Annotated in this window: 20 protein-coding genes and 1 other RNA gene; 17 read left to right on the plus strand and 4 right to left on the minus strand. The window is 53.4% G+C overall.

From position 1 onward, the window contains the following. Positions 1–65: 65 nt before the first annotated feature. Together CEK60_RS15795 and thpD are read right to left on the minus strand one after the other, a co-directional pair. On the minus strand, positions 66–731 hold the full coding sequence (locus CEK60_RS15795; protein WP_089039836.1) for a fumarylacetoacetate hydrolase family protein: 666 nt from the start codon (positions 729–731) through the stop codon (positions 66–68). A gap of 129 nt (positions 732–860) precedes the next feature. Then, positions 861–1,844 carry an ectoine hydroxylase gene (gene thpD, locus CEK60_RS15800; protein WP_089039837.1) on the minus strand — a complete coding sequence of 328 codons (984 nt, stop codon included), beginning with the start codon at positions 1,842–1,844 and terminating at the stop codon, positions 861–863. 708 nt (positions 1,845–2,552) lie between these two features. Here thpD and CEK60_RS15805 point away from each other — a divergent pair. Further along, positions 2,553–3,002, plus strand: coding sequence for an META domain-containing protein (locus tag CEK60_RS15805; RefSeq protein WP_089039838.1), 450 nt, complete (start codon positions 2,553–2,555; stop codon positions 3,000–3,002). A 20-nt stretch (positions 3,003–3,022) separates the two neighbouring features. On the opposite strand, the gene CEK60_RS15810 is transcribed toward CEK60_RS15805, so the two are convergent. Then, positions 3,023–3,976, minus strand: a complete 954-nt coding sequence (locus tag CEK60_RS15810) for a LysR family transcriptional regulator (protein ID WP_089040949.1) — start codon at positions 3,974–3,976, stop codon at positions 3,023–3,025. Between the two features lie 83 nt (positions 3,977–4,059). Here CEK60_RS15810 and CEK60_RS15815 point away from each other — a divergent pair, with 83 nt between their 5' ends. Further along, positions 4,060–4,698: a DsbA family protein gene (locus tag CEK60_RS15815; RefSeq protein ID WP_089039839.1), complete on the plus strand. Its 639-nt coding sequence runs from the start codon at positions 4,060–4,062 to the stop codon at positions 4,696–4,698. Between the two features lie 104 nt (positions 4,699–4,802). Continuing rightward, positions 4,803–5,666, plus strand: a complete 864-nt coding sequence (locus CEK60_RS15820; RefSeq protein WP_198361376.1) for an MBL fold metallo-hydrolase — start codon at positions 4,803–4,805, stop codon at positions 5,664–5,666. A 316-nt stretch (positions 5,667–5,982) separates the two neighbouring features. Here the strand turns inward: CEK60_RS15820 and CEK60_RS15825 are convergent, their stop codons facing one another. Next, positions 5,983–6,687: an XRE family transcriptional regulator gene (locus CEK60_RS15825; RefSeq protein WP_089039841.1), complete on the minus strand. Its 705-nt coding sequence runs from the start codon at positions 6,685–6,687 to the stop codon at positions 5,983–5,985. 152 nt (positions 6,688–6,839) lie between these two features. On the opposite strand from CEK60_RS15825, the gene CEK60_RS15830 reads away from it, so the two are divergent. The 14 genes from CEK60_RS15830 (at position 6,840) to CEK60_RS15890 (ending at position 14,071) form a co-directional block, all read left to right on the plus strand. Beyond that, on the plus strand, positions 6,840–7,178 hold the full coding sequence (locus CEK60_RS15830; RefSeq protein ID WP_089040950.1) for a helix-turn-helix domain-containing protein: 339 nt from the start codon (positions 6,840–6,842) through the stop codon (positions 7,176–7,178). A 2-nt stretch (positions 7,179–7,180) separates the two neighbouring features. Next, entirely contained in the window at positions 7,181–7,618 is a 438-nt protein-coding gene (locus CEK60_RS15835) for a hypothetical protein (protein WP_089039842.1), read from the plus strand. Then, positions 7,615–9,669 carry a DNA-binding protein gene (locus CEK60_RS15840; protein ID WP_198361377.1) on the plus strand — a complete coding sequence of 685 codons (2,055 nt, stop codon included), beginning with the start codon at positions 7,615–7,617 and terminating at the stop codon, positions 9,667–9,669. Before CEK60_RS15835 ends, CEK60_RS15840 begins: the two co-directional genes overlap by 4 nt. A gap of 40 nt (positions 9,670–9,709) precedes the next feature. After that, positions 9,710–10,432 (plus strand): AAA family ATPase, encoded by a 723-nt coding sequence (locus tag CEK60_RS15845; RefSeq protein WP_089039843.1) that lies wholly within the window; start codon positions 9,710–9,712, stop codon positions 10,430–10,432. A gap of 3 nt (positions 10,433–10,435) precedes the next feature. Continuing rightward, positions 10,436–11,086: a hypothetical protein gene (locus tag CEK60_RS15850; protein WP_089039844.1), complete on the plus strand. Its 651-nt coding sequence runs from the start codon at positions 10,436–10,438 to the stop codon at positions 11,084–11,086. Further along, positions 11,083–11,478 (plus strand): hypothetical protein, encoded by a 396-nt coding sequence (locus CEK60_RS15855; protein ID WP_198361378.1) that lies wholly within the window; start codon positions 11,083–11,085, stop codon positions 11,476–11,478. Before CEK60_RS15850 ends, CEK60_RS15855 begins: the two co-directional genes overlap by 4 nt. Beyond that, positions 11,475–11,726 (plus strand): hypothetical protein, encoded by a 252-nt coding sequence (locus CEK60_RS15860; RefSeq protein WP_089039845.1) that lies wholly within the window; start codon positions 11,475–11,477, stop codon positions 11,724–11,726. The genes CEK60_RS15855 and CEK60_RS15860 overlap by 4 nt, the downstream gene beginning before the upstream one ends. Beyond that, the gene (locus CEK60_RS15865; RefSeq protein ID WP_089039846.1) at positions 11,723–12,361 is read left to right on the plus strand and encodes a hypothetical protein; all 639 of its coding nucleotides are present in this window, start codon (positions 11,723–11,725) and stop codon (positions 12,359–12,361) included. Before CEK60_RS15860 ends, CEK60_RS15865 begins: the two co-directional genes overlap by 4 nt. Then, the gene (locus CEK60_RS15870; protein ID WP_089039847.1) at positions 12,358–12,768 is read left to right on the plus strand and encodes a hypothetical protein; all 411 of its coding nucleotides are present in this window, start codon (positions 12,358–12,360) and stop codon (positions 12,766–12,768) included. Before CEK60_RS15865 ends, CEK60_RS15870 begins: the two co-directional genes overlap by 4 nt. A gap of 2 nt (positions 12,769–12,770) precedes the next feature. Then, entirely contained in the window at positions 12,771–13,403 is a 633-nt protein-coding gene (locus tag CEK60_RS15875) for a DUF3164 family protein (protein ID WP_089039848.1), read from the plus strand. Between the two features lie 2 nt (positions 13,404–13,405). Continuing rightward, complete coding sequence (locus tag CEK60_RS22165; protein ID WP_157698047.1) at positions 13,406–13,564, plus strand: hypothetical protein; 159 nt, start codon at positions 13,406–13,408, stop codon at positions 13,562–13,564. Beyond that, positions 13,561–13,803 (plus strand): hypothetical protein, encoded by a 243-nt coding sequence (locus CEK60_RS15880; protein ID WP_089039849.1) that lies wholly within the window; start codon positions 13,561–13,563, stop codon positions 13,801–13,803. Before CEK60_RS22165 ends, CEK60_RS15880 begins: the two co-directional genes overlap by 4 nt. Continuing rightward, on the plus strand, positions 13,800–14,009 hold the full coding sequence (locus CEK60_RS15885; RefSeq protein WP_089039850.1) for a hypothetical protein: 210 nt from the start codon (positions 13,800–13,802) through the stop codon (positions 14,007–14,009). The genes CEK60_RS15880 and CEK60_RS15885 overlap by 4 nt, the downstream gene beginning before the upstream one ends. Continuing rightward, positions 14,008–14,071, plus strand: an RNA gene (locus CEK60_RS15890) — hammerhead ribozyme type II. Before CEK60_RS15885 ends, CEK60_RS15890 begins: the two co-directional genes overlap by 2 nt. The last annotated feature ends 5 nt before the right edge of the window (positions 14,072–14,076 follow it).

A 14,076-nucleotide genomic window follows, 5' to 3' on the forward strand; every position in this document is an offset into this window, starting at 1 on the left:
TCGGTGGCTTTTCGCATAAAGACTAACGCTTAGCTATTGTTGGTTTTGGCATTATCGCCATCCAACTACTCTACTACGCTAGTGGTGATTTCTAGCCCACCGGTCAACGTTAAACGCAGCGAAGCTCCACGGGGCAATTCGCCGACGCCCGCAGGTGTTCCTGTCAAAATCACGTCACCCGGCTCTAGCGTGAAGTGACGACTCATCTCCGCCACCAACGTCGGGATCGCGAAGATCATATCGGCGCCTTCTCCGTGTTGACGCTCCTCACCATCAATCTCAAGGGTGAACACCAACGCGTTCCAATTGGGAACACGGCTTAGCGGCAAAAACGGCGATAGTGGGCAAGCACCATCAAATGCTTTTGCGATTTCCCACGGGTGCCCCTTCTCTTTCAACTGGGTTTGTACATCTCGCAGCGTTAAATCTATCGCCAGGCCAATGCCCACAATGGCACGCTCTGCTTCATCTTGGGTCGCGTGAGTCAGGGTCTCCCCCACCAAAAGCGCGAGCTCGACTTCATAATGTATATCGCCCCGTGAAAACGGCGGATCTAGGAGTTTAGTCAAGTCCACCACACTGGTGGCGGGCTTCATAAATAACAGAGGCTCACTGGGAACCGGATTATCCAGCTCCTTGGCATGGTCGGCATAGTTGCGGCCAACGCAGACGATTTTGCCCAACGCGTGGGGAAACTCCTGACCATCGGTAAACTGGGGAACAAAACGCATGGCGGGTCCTCTCCTTCTCATTATGCGTGCCGCATTCGCAACGACAGGCGCAACAGTCTACCTTAGCTATGCGTATGTACCACAACCTCTTCTACAGCATTTCATACATATCACTAGTGATACGTTAGATTATGCGTCGGGCGTCCAGCGATCATCAGGCCCATGCGCCAAAAAGCGAGGACGCTGCTTGGGAGCAGCAAACGGTGCAACACAGCGATTATCCGGACGGTTAAACACAAAGAATACGTTGCTGCGGGGGTCTGGCGACAAATTGGCATTAGACGCATGCAGCGTGTTGCAATCAAAGAGCAGCAATCCCCCTGCTTTACCTTTTGGCGCTTCAATACCATATTTTGCTACTAACTGAGTCAGCGCTTCTGGGCTGGGCACGCCAATCTCCTGTGCTTTAAGCGAGCTTTTGTGGTTATCCTCTGGTGTTTCCCCCAAACAAGGCACAAATTCCAAATGGGAGCCTGGAATCAGCATAAGCGGGCCATTAAATTCATGGTTGTCGGTCAAGATCAGTGAAGCGCTAACAGCATGCATATTCGGCATGCCATCTTCCGCGTGCCACGTCTCGAAATCAGAGTGCCAATTAAACCCTTTACCTGCAAAACCTGGCTTATAGTTAATCCGTGACTGATGCACGTAAGGATTAGCGCCAATGATCTGCCGGGCTGCACCCGCTAAGCGTTCGTCACTGGCCAGTTCACCTAATCGTTCAGAAAGCCTATGCACGGCAAACAACGAACGAATATCGTGGCTTTCTGGCTCAGTAACGCTGAATTCTTGATCGCGATAAGCACTATTACTCATCAATAATGTCATTTCATGGCGAAGTGCCTCCAGCTCTTCACCTGAAATGAGGTTTGGAATAAACAAAAAACCTTTGCGTTCAAACTCATCAAGCTGCTCTGAGGATAGCGGCCCTGATAAATTTCGACCTTTAACCACCGCATCGCGACGCGGCTGAGTTAGCGAAGCTGGAGCTGCTGCTAGGCGCGTTGGGTACTCATCTTTCACCGCTGTACGTCGCGCCGACGGCATATCCAACATTTCATTATATTGCTTATAGACAGTAATTGTTTTGAGAGAATTGTTGCTGACTGTCATCTAATCCACTCCTTGTATGATTAAATTTCAGACCGATAAAACATGTAGCGGCTTCCGCTTTCACATAACACAGCCAATAGGGTAGCTAAATACTTAGCCCTTGCAACCGCCACATCTTCATTTTATAACGTGTGTTATGAAATTTCTTTAAGCACTCTCAAACAAGACCTAGCAACGACTTTAAAAAACCATTACAGAAAAATATATCCATAAATACAATCGCTATAAAACCGACACATCTTATCATTTTCTTCAAGTTTAAATGCCTGATATCAATTCGAGTTTTACGAATATTTTTTCTGCTCAAGCGCCCTTACACAGGGTAAGTGGCATAGTGAATTTGGCCACCTCATTAGAGGTACCAATATGCACCAAGACATCATTAGGTGGCACCACATCATGAAAAACTCACACTCTTACATCAGGGCACTCTTATTATATTAATTGAGACAATGACATTAAAATTAATCACATTTTAGTCATCACATCATCTTCATATCGCATTCAGCCTTTCACAGCTCCAGCAAACTGGTGTGTTATAAAAAAACAATCAAGCAGCGATGAATAAAAAAGAAGGTTTACTATTTATACAAAGCATTAAAACAGGAACAGACTCAGTTTGTTAACAAAGTATCGGACAGAAGCTAAGGTAGAAAAACATTATCAATCCGATTATTATTTTATGACGCAAACCTAGAGAAACGCTTTATGAAAAAATTACCCCTTATCGCATCTACTCTTATTATCCTGCTAGCGAGCGGGTGCCAATCACACTCAGCGCCTCATCAAGCAGTCAAGCCTGACGAAACGCTAACCAATACGTACTGGAAACTGGTCACACTTGAAGGGCAACCCATCATCACCGCTGAAAACTTTCGCGAGCCTCATCTTGTGCTCCATGAAGAAAATACACGGCTAGCTGGCTCAACTGGCTGCAATAACTTGATTGGCAGTTACCGTGTTGATGGTAAGCAAATAGCATTTGAACAAGTTGGCACCACGATGATGGCCTGCCCCGACACGCAAATGCGTAACGAGCAGGCAATGCTAAGCACACTTAATAACGTAGACACTTGGCAAGTAGACGGTGGTTCCTTGTCACTTAAAAATGCCAATGGCAAACCAGTGGCAGTATTTGAGGCCGTGCATCTTTATTAGCCATCGGTTTGCAGGCAAGCTCACTTAATGAAAGCGCCCTCTTGTCGCTGCTGCTCTCTACGTACAAGTATGTCGACAAACGCACGCACTTTCGCAGGACGAAAACGTGCTAATGGGAAAACGACATGTATGCCGCCGGAGGGCAAACTCCACTGGGGCAAAATATGTATAAGGCGCCCGGCGGCTATATCTCCTGCTATGACATAATCCGGCAATACCGAGATTCCCGCACCAGCGTACAACGCTTCACGTACCGCGAGTGTCGCATCAAGAAAGATTGAGGCGCGCACGTGGATGGTTCTGCGCTCCCCCTTACTTAGTGAAAACTCCCACTGCAATGGATGGGGCAGCGCTTTATTAGCAATGAACGGGAACTTCAATAACTCTTCCGGCTGAGAGAGCTGCGCCACCTCTTTTTCAAGGCTTGGCGATGCAACGAGCAATTGCCGAAAAGAGCCTATTTTCCTTGCTTGCACGCTTGCCTCTGTTAGCCAACCAACACGGATGGCCAGTTCGATATCCTCAGCCATCAGATCGACTTTTTGATCCCGCAGCGTGGCATCGACCCGGCAATCGGGATATTGCTGGGTATATGCAGCAATCGCAGGCACCACAAAGGTGACACCGTAATCGAAAGGGGCCGTCAACCGTAATGTGCCTGTCGGCTCCTGGGCTATTTCGCCTAACTCATCAAAAGCATCTTCAGCTTCACGGAGAATCAAGGCACAGCGTTGGTAAAACACTTTTCCAGCGGAGGTAACTTGTACCGATCGCGTCGTACGCGTGAGGAGAGAGGTTCTAAACTCTTGCTCAAGGCGTGCCACCTGCTGGCTAACCACCGCCTTGGTGATACCCAGACGCTCAGCGGCGGCCGTAAAAGACCCCGTTTCAACCACTGCAGCAAAATAAGCTAAGCGCCGCAAGTTATTAAATCCGCCTAGCTTACTTCCACTTCGATTGTATGCTTTTTCCATACACATAATATGCTTCGTATGTATTTATCCGTCAATACAATCTCTTTAGCATGCGAGTCCATCATGTATAGAGAGACTCGACGATGAATAACACTTTGTATTACCTGTTCGACCCTTTGTGTGGCTGGTGCTATGGCGCAACATCATCTGTTTCGGACGTGATCGCGGCAGACGATATAAACGTGGTTCTGTTACCCAGCGGCCTTTTCTCAGGCGGTGGCGGAAGGCAAATGGATCAGGAGTTCGCGGCCTATGCCTGGAGTAACGATCAGCGGATTGAGCGCCTAACGGGGCAACTATTCACTCAACTATATCGCGATCACGTGTTAAGCGATCATCATCAGCGGTTTGATAGTAGTGCCGCTACGCTAGCGCTAACGGCAGTATCGCTTACCGCACCCGCCGATGAGTTCGAGGCTTTAAAAGCAATCCAATACGCACGCTACGTACAGGGTCGTGATGCGACATCTCAAGTCACGTTGGTTGAGATTCTACAAGGACTTGAGCTGACACAAGCGGCTGAGTTAATGGCAGGTGCCAGTGAAACACTCATCCATTCCAATCGTTCTCGAATTTCACAGGCTCAAACGCTAATGCAGAAGCTTAACGTTCGAGGAGTGCCCACGTTCATCGCTCAGTCGAGTGGAAACCTAAAGGTTCTTTCCACGAATGAGTTGTATGCCAACCCCAGTGCGCTAGCCCAACAGATACGCGCGCTGTAACGCGCCAACTTAATCAATTAGCCCTTTAAAAAAAATTGCAGAAGGAAGAAAAAATGGCTACTCGGCGTATGTTTTTAAAGTCATTAACTGTCTTAGGATTATCCATGGCTATAAGTACTGGTAACCTAAGCGGCATAAAAAAGAGCCTCGCGTCTGATGATCAATTAAGTTGGCAGCACTTTCCTGCTGGAGAACATGGCTTTTTCCGAGCGCCCGTATTGGTGATGGGAGCAACAGAGGCAGTATTAATTGATAGCAGCTTTACCTTATCTGATGGACGTGCAATTGCCGAGGCCATCCAACAGAGCGGTAAGCAGCTAACTACCGTCTATATTAGCCAAAGCGATCCTGATTACTATTTTGGCCTTGGCGCGATACAAGCAGCATTTCCCGATGCTCGCGTTATCGCCGCCCCCGCCACAATTGATGCCATCAAGGGAAATGTAGAGAAAAAAATCTCCACATGGTCACCCCAGCTCCAAGAAAACGGACCACAATCAGTTGATGAAATCGTTATGCCCGAGGCGTTTGATGGCCAAGCATTGCAAGTCGATGGCCAAGACATTCAGATTGTTAATGTAGAGGGCCTGCCCAATCGTCGCTACCTCTGGGCTCCCTCCCTGGATGCTGTTTTTGGAGGTGTGCTGGTATTCTCAGACCTACACGTGTGGACAGCAGACACCCCTACTGCTGAACAGCGAGCGGCTTGGGTACAAGCGCTTGATGAAATGGCAGCACGCTCTCCTAGGGTCGTTATACCTGGTCACATGCAACCTGACGCAGCTATTGATGCTTCCGCGATTCAATATACACGTGACTACCTATTAGCATTTGAAGAAGAGCTCGCCAAAGCGAATAACAGCGATGAACTCATTGAAGCAATGACCCGTCGCTACCCAAATGCAAAGCTAAGTGTTGCACTACAGATTGGCGCTAAAGTAGCTATGGGGGAAATGAACTGGGGATAGTCATTTTTCTCTATAGTATAGAGGTGGACGATGACTATCTTTCTGCAATGGCAGCTTGGTCACCCAACTTGCAAGGTTCAGTTTGTGGGTTAGCAGGAGATATGGCACAACGGCCTAATGTGGGACTATAAACAACAAAGAGGGATAAGCTGGGATGAGAGAATAAATTTAGAGCCATAAATTCAGATAGTTACGAACACAGCTCCAGTATATAGCGCCAGCAGATTAGACACCATCTATGCCAAATACCCCACAAAGTGAAAAACGCCGCCTCCTACTCGAAGCGGCGTTTTTTTGCACATGAATTGGCACAGCCTCACAACCACCCAGCCGCCCATACAGCGCGCCCGATGATCTCTAACTCGATGAGGCGGTCACGGGGCACGAATACCTTGTCGTAAGCGCTATTAGTACTGATGACACTTACCCCATCAAAGTTACGCTGCAAGCGCTTCGCATAGAGGTGATCCTCCAACCGGATGATGTAAATACCCTCGCCTTCAATAGTCGTACGGGTGTGATCGATCAGCACCGTATCGCCATTGGATATGTCGGGGTACATGCTATCGCCATCATTACGAACAGCCGACAAATGCTCAGGCGTTAGGCCCTGCTTGCGCAGTGAGTAACGCGTAAAACAAATGTGCGTCAGTACCCGGCAGTTCTCATTCCAAGCCCCATCGCCTGCGCTGCACTGCGCGTCATACAGCGGCACAAAGGCGTAATCCTCCATTCCTGGTGCGGGAGCCTTCTCATCTTGTATTACGCCAAATGCGAGCCACTGAGGATCAACTTGGGAAGCTTCAGCAATTTGCATTAACCGGTCTAAGGTTGGATAAGTGGCACCTGACAGATAACTACGCAGCGTTGCCTCAGAAAGCCCACACATCTTTGAAAATCCTCGCAGACTATGTGCAGCCATTGCTGTTTTAAGCCTTTCTTTAAAGCATCCGATTCCTTGAGCGGGAATAGGATGCTCTTGATTTTTTTCATCTCTAGCATCCGATTCGTCGTAACTCATTGAATTTCCTTAGATAAGAATAAATATTCGCGCAATCGCGAGGAAAAACCAATCGGATGCGATTATTTCCTCTTGATGTGCGTTTTTATTCGCGCTATGTTTATGGGGAAAGACAGGTTAGACAGTCCAAAAAACGCCACCGAGGTGACGCCATGAACAACGAAATTCCTATCAATCCAATCCAGCGCTGGGAGTGGCTGAAATACCAACTCCGCAGCCAGGGTTCTAGCTTGCGCAAGTTAAGCGATGAGCTAGGCGTCACCGGCAACGCGGTACAGCTTGTGAAGTACACGCCTTACCCTCGCATGGAACGCGCTATCGCCAAAAAGCTTGGCTTCAAACCCCAAGCTATTTGGCCAGAGCGCTGGAACCATGACGGCACCCCGTGCCGAGAACGGCCTAACCGCGCTGAGAAGCGAAATAACACAATGCGTGTAAAGGATAGCGTTTCTAACGTTAGAGCGCATCGTCAAATGGCGCAGGGAGCATAGCCATGAAGCGCGTCAAAGATGACTTAACGCTAGACATCTTCGAAGTGCCGGTGCCAGTTGTTCCCATGCCGGGTAGCGGGAACTATGCCGCCCAGGTCAGCGAGCTAGTCGGCACTGTGCTGAAGGACTGCCCCGTTGACCGCTATGAAGTGGCCGCACAGATGAGCCGCCTATCCGGTGACGACGTTTCAAAGCACATGCTCGACGCCTGGAGTTCACCAGCACGTAGCGATCACAACATCCCTTTCTACCGTATTCCGCTTTTAGAAGAAGTGTGCCAAAGCCACGCCTTTACCGACTGGCTAGTGCATTTGAGGGGTGGCCGAGTGGCGTATGGGCGTGAGGCTTTGGCAGCCGAATACGGAAAGCTCTCGCGTGTTCAAGAACGCGTCAATGCGGATCTACGTCGACTTAAAAAGCTGATGGGAGAAGATAAATGAACTGGTACTCCGCCAAAGAACTGGCCGGGCTACCAGGGCTCCCCGGCACAGAACGTAATGTGCGTGAATATGCCAAGCGCCATGGCTGGGAAGGCCAGCAACGCCTGGGCAGTAAAGCGATTGAATACGCTTTCTCGGTTCTACCCACCGAAACCCAGAACGCCTTGCTGTTGGCCCAGACCGATAACGCCGCGCCCACGCCTGCCAGCACCGTAGTGCCCCAGCAGGAAGAACAGCGCCCAGGCCAGCTACAACTTACCGATGCACAGCGACAGGTGATGACCGCCCGCGTGGCGTTCGTCCGTGAGGTCGAGCGCATGAGCAAAATGGTCAGCCAACAGCGTGCTATCGAAACGTTAGTCGAACATGCCAAGGTCGGTGGTCTAACGGATTATCTTAATGAGCGTGTGGTGTCGGCCAACGACCGTAAAACCGAAACCCGCACCCTCAGCGAGCGCACCTTAAAGCGCTGGATCAGTGATTTTAAAAAGTACGGTGAGCGAGGCCTTGCCCCCAAACGCCGCGCAGCAGATATGAGCATGCCCGCCTGGGCGGGGGATTTTCTCAAGCGCTACCAGCGGCCACAGAAACCGTCGGTTGAAGCGGCTTACCAGTTGCTGGTCGAACAGACTGAACCCCCACACCCCTCTATACACCAGGTGCGCCGCTGGCTGGCGAAGCTGTCGCCGGAAGCACGGGAACGTGGCCGCATGGGTGCCCATGAAAGCAAGTCACTGAAAGCCTTTGTACGCCGCACTGCTAACGAACTATGGCCCAACGACATATGGGTGGCGGATGGCCATACGTTTGACGCCGAAGTGATCAACCCTGAAACCGGTCAGGCGTTCCGGCCAGAGGCCACGCTGATTATCGACTGGGCAACGCGCCGGATCGTCGGTTTTGCTTTGAACTTAGCGGAATCGACTCTCGCCACGCTGGATGCACTGCGCTACTCGGTTAGCCGTGCCGGTATGTTTGGCACCTTTTATGTTGATAACGGCTCCGGCTTTGCCAACGACACCATTCGTGAAGTGGTTGACCGCTTAGGCGGGCAGATGAAGCACTCGCTGCCTTATAACTCCCAGGCACGCGGCGTCATTGAACGCGCTCACCAAACCATCTTGGTAAAGCTAGCTAAAACCATGGACAGCTATATCGGCGCGGACATGGATAAAGAAGCCGCTACCAAAGCCCACAAGTTAAGCCGCCGCGATATTAAGCAAGGTTTAAAGCCTGCTCAGTTGCCTACGTTTCAAGAGTTTTATGACCGCCTAAACGAGGCGTTAGATACCTACAACTTCCGCCCACACCGTGGGCTGCCCAAGGTACGCGATTTAGACAGCGGCAAGCTACGCCACCAAAGCCCCATGGAAGCCTGGAAAAGTGCTGAAGCGGAAGGCTTTGAAGCGCTCACGGCCCCTGCTGATGTCGTCGCCTCGCTGATGCGCCCACAGTTGGTTCGTAAAACCCACCGTGGTGAAGTCCGTGTTAATTCAGGCATCTACTTCCTGCCTGAGCTGGTCGACTTCCACGGCGAAGAAGTGCGCGTGGGCTGGGATTACCGCGATGTAGGCCAAGTGGGCGTGTTCACCCTGGAAGGCGAGATCATTGGTGAGGCCATCCTGAATGGCAATGCCACCTCCGCCATGCCCGTGGCCGAAGTGCAAAAAGGCCGAGAGAAACGCCAGAAGGGGCAGATCAGCCGCATCACCCAAAAAGCCAAAGTGGTCACCGGCAAGGACGTCGAGATCCGCGTCATAGAACCCGCCCCTGCCGTCGATCCCGTGCAGCAAGAACGCAAGATCGCCAACGCCATGAGCCAACTCAAGCAACTGGAAGCGGATACCCAGCGTTTCCAGATCCCCCACGACCCAGTCTCACGCTGGCGGGAGTGGAACAAGCTCGATACGAAGCTGAAAAACGGCGAAGCGGTGCCAGAGGATGCGCACAAGTGGCACACCACTTACAGCAATAACCCCGCATTAAAAGCCGTCGCTGAAGCGATGGAAACGGACGGGCGGCCACCCGTCCGGAATCCCTGGGCCAAGTAACCACTTAGCCCAGAACACTCACCACGAGTAAGGAAATACTATGAGCGTCAACGCGATTGTACCACTCACCAATGTAGGCCTGTTAACGGCAGCCGTTGCCAGCGCTGCCCACCGCCCGCCTGAACTGCCTGGGCTGGTGGTGATGTACGGCCCGAGTGGCTATGGCAAAAGCCTGGCAGCCGCTTATGCCGCCAACTTGCACCGCGCCTATTACATCCAGTGCCGCGAAAGCTTCACCAAGAAAGCCTTTGTGATTGCCATGCTGCGTGAAATGGGCATCGCGCCGATGAAAACCCTCAACGACATGCTTGACCAAGTAGCCGAGCAGCTTTCTCGATCAGGCCGCCCGATGATCATTGACGACGTGCAATACATCATTGAGAAAAGCGCCGCCAACATCATCACCGACCTGTATGAAGCTAGCCAAGGCACAATCATCCTGATCGGTGAAGAGCAAGTGCCAGCGGCCATGAGCCGCCGCCTAGAACGCCTGCATAACCGCGTGCTTGAGTGGGTACCCGCGCAAGCCGCCAGCCTAGATGACGTGCGCACCTTAGCGGATAAAAGCTATCCCAACATCGAAATTGATGACGACCTGCTGGAAGCGGTGAACGACCGGGTAAAAGGCTGCCTGCGCCGTGTGGCGGTGAACCTCTACCAGATCCACAACGAAGCCACCGCCAACGGCTGGACGATGGTGGGTCTGCGGGAATGGGGCGACCGTGAGATCCACACCGGTCAACCACCGGCGCGGAGGGGTTAAGCCATGCCGTCAAAAAACAGCGCAAAGCGTAAGCAATCCTTATCCACCCTGGCGGGCGATGTCACGCCCCGCCAGCGCATCTGGGACGCCATTCGTCACCAGCACTTAGAAGACGGCCTGATCACCATGCAGGGCCTGCGTATTGCACTCAAGCGGCAGCCCGACATGACAGAGAGCCGTATCAGCGACTACCTGCGGGCGCTCATTGCTGGTGAGTTTTTGGTGCGTAAAAACCCAGAAGCACTGCCTGCCACCACCGCTATTTATGTGCTCAGGCGTGATGTAGGTGTTGAAGCGCCCCGCGTACGACGGGATGGCACGCTGCCACCACCGCCAGGGCGCGAGCAGCTATGGCGCACACTCAAAATCATTGGCACCTGCACCGGCCAAGAGCTGGCCGATGCCGCCAGCACGGCAGTGACGCCGGTTTCCCGTGCTGCCGCTGACGAATACCTAACCATGCTAAGCCGCGCCGAATATGTCACCACCATTAGAGAAGGAAAGCCTGGCGTACCAGCTCGCTTCCAGCTAGTCCCCAGCCGCTGGACTGGCCCCATGGCCCCACAGATCCGCCGCACTAAACAGCTGTATGACCCCAACACCGGTGAAGTGGTGTACAGCCGTGTGACCAAGACCGAAGGGGGTGAGCCATGAGCATGCCCTTGGACAAAAGCATCCGCCGCACCCGCGCCGTGGATATTTCAAACTGGGGCGCAGAGCCGCCGCGCTGGATCTCGCTGCTGGCCAATGAAGTGCGCGCCACCAACAGAAAGATGGCCGGTGAGCGTATCGGTGTATCACGTAGTGCGGTCTCTTTGGCACTGGCGAACCGCTACCCCAGCCCCTCTACCGCCAGCATTGAAAAGCGGGTGCTTGAAGCGCTGGACGGTCTTCAATGCCCAGCGCAGCAACGCACCATCAGCGTTGAGCAGTGCCGCGACTACCGTTCTCGCCCGGCACCGACCCACAACCCGATGGCCATGCGCCTATGGCGGCACTGCCAGTCATGCCCGCACAACCCCGAGCGCCTGGGAGAAGAGCAATGAGCAAGATTGTCAATCTGCATCCACCCCAGCCAGAAGGCTTTCCTGTGCTGGATGATGACGCCCAACTGTACCGCGTCTATGCAACGCCACTGCCAGACCCTGAGCCGGGCTATGACTGCATTGCCCTACATATTGAAGGCGTCACCGTAAAAACAAAGGTCGAGCTGCACATGACCGTCGAAAAAGCTCGTGAGATGCAGCGTGAGCTTCAAGCGGCCCTAAACCAAGTCGAGGGAGGCAAGCAATGACCCTTAAAGCTACCTGCCCCGAATGCGGTATGAGCGGCGATATGTCCGCCTTCGTCACCCAGGGCGAACACAACCAGGCGCTAGCCGCTGCGCTGGAAATGCCCGCACTGCTCAGCTCTCGCGTTATCCGCTACCTCGGCATGTTCCGGCCCAAATCGCGCGCCCTGGCCAGCGCCAAAAGCGCCCGCCTGCTGGGCGAGCTGAAAGACGTCATCACCAGTGAAGTGATCGAACGCAAAGGCATCACCCGCCAAGCCCCGCTAAAGGTCTGGGTCATGGCGTTGGATCAACTGCTAGAGCGCCCGCCCAGCAACCTGCCGCTCACTGGCCACGGCTACCTCTATGAAGTGGTGGCCAACTGCGCCGATCGCCATGCCGGTGAAGTGGAAAAGCAGCGCGAAGAGCAGGCACGTAGCGGTGCCAAACAGCCCGCAAACCGTACCGCCGCCGCCCCACTGCGTGAGCGTTCTACCGATGACGTGCTTGCTGAACATAAACGCATGGCCGCCCGCCAGGCGCATGTGACCAGCAACGGCAAAAAACAACAACACAATAAAACCGCAGAGAAAGTCAACGCGCCTAAGCGCCTATCGGAGCTGCTGAAAGCGGTCGACAGCCAAGGGGATCAATCATGAAGACCTACAGCAACGAGGTACTTGAGTACTACGCCGACCGTTTCATCAATCTGCGCATCGCACGCCACGGTTTCAACCTGGTGCAGTACCTCGCCAATCCCGTTGTGATTGAGCGGTTAGCCCTGGAGCCAGAGCCACTGCTACCCGCACAGCACGCCGTTGTGCTGAAAATCTGGCACGCCTGGGATACCGGCTTAGCCACAGTGCCAGAGCCTGACGAGGAGCCGTTCGAGCTACCCGGCGAGTACGCCGTTTGGGAAGAATTTTTACTGGAGATAGGCAACAACAAAGCTATCCGCCAGCGCAATGGCGCATTCGTTGAGCCGTTACGCCATCACCGCCACAACCGTGGTATGAGCCGCCAGACGGCCAACTTTGAACGTCGCCAAGCGCGTAAAGGAGCCTGAATATGAACACCCCAGCTACCAGCACCCAGCAAGTACCCGAAGGCTTCCGCATGGATGCTAAAGGCCGCCTAATTCCCGAAGAGCAGATCAAGGAAATCGACAAGCTGCGCGATGAGCTAGTGCTCTCGATTGTTGACCGTGCCACTGAGCTGCGCGACCAGCTCCGTGACTTTAAGAGCGATGTGTTTAGCGAGATCGCCGCGCTGGTTGAGACCTCCGCCCAAGAGTACGACGTTCAGATCGGCGGTAAAAAAGGCAACGTGCAGCTGGTCAGCTTCTGTGGCAAGTACAAGGTGCAGCGCGCCATCTCCGAAACCATCACCTTTGATGAACGCCTCCAAGCGGCCAAAGGGCTTATCGAAGACTGCCTGCGCGACTGGACAACCGACGCCCGCCCCGAGGTGGCCACCATCGTTCAAGACGCCTTCCGCGTCGACACAGCGGGCAACATCCGCACCGGCCAAGTGCTGGGCCTACGTCGCCTGAACATCCAGGACAAGCGCTGGCTGAAAGCTATGGACGCTATCAGCGATGCCGTTCAGGTCACCGGCTCGAAATCGTACATCCGCATCTATGAGCGCGTCGGCAGTACTGACCAATACCAGCCCATCAGCCTAGATATCGCGGGAGTTTAACCATGCCCAGCAAGTGCGCCTATTTCTACCAACTCCAAGAGCGTGGCATCAGTGCCGCGCAAGCCAAGCAGTGGCTCAAACAAAACCCGCCGCCGCGCGGCTGGAAGCACAGCGCTTGGCGTTGGGCTAGCGAGAACATGATCGATGAGGTGACCCAATGAGCACCGTACTGAATGCGTCATCCATCCGCGTGAGCCCTGCCATGGGTGGCTTTGTTGCCACCCTGCGCGGCCAACGTGCAACTGGCACTACCCACCGTGCAGCAGCCCTAAACGTAGCGCGCCAAGTGTACGGCCCAAGGGTCAACGTGGTGAACGACTACCTGCGTGACTCCGACACAGCGGCGGGCATCCAGTACCGCTACCACATCACCCACCGCGCAAACCGAGGTGCCGCATGAGCGAACAAACCAAAACCAGCACCAAGGCCATGATCACGATTGAGCCCAACGGCAGCGGCGGCTTCACGATCTCTGCAGGCTTCAACGGCGAAAAAGCCGAATCGCCACAGCTTAAACAGGCAGGTCAATTAGCGCTGCTGGGAATGCTAGCCATTAAAGAGGCGCTAGAGGAAGTCAGGGGTAAGACCCAAACAACCATCCACTAAGCGAAACGCCCCGCTGGGGCGTCTGCTGGGCGTGGTGGCCCAGCACTGATGAGCAGCCAAGGGGAGA

The organism is Halomonas sp. N3-2A (assembly GCF_002216165.1).
GTDB lineage: Bacteria > Pseudomonadota > Gammaproteobacteria > Pseudomonadales > Halomonadaceae > Vreelandella.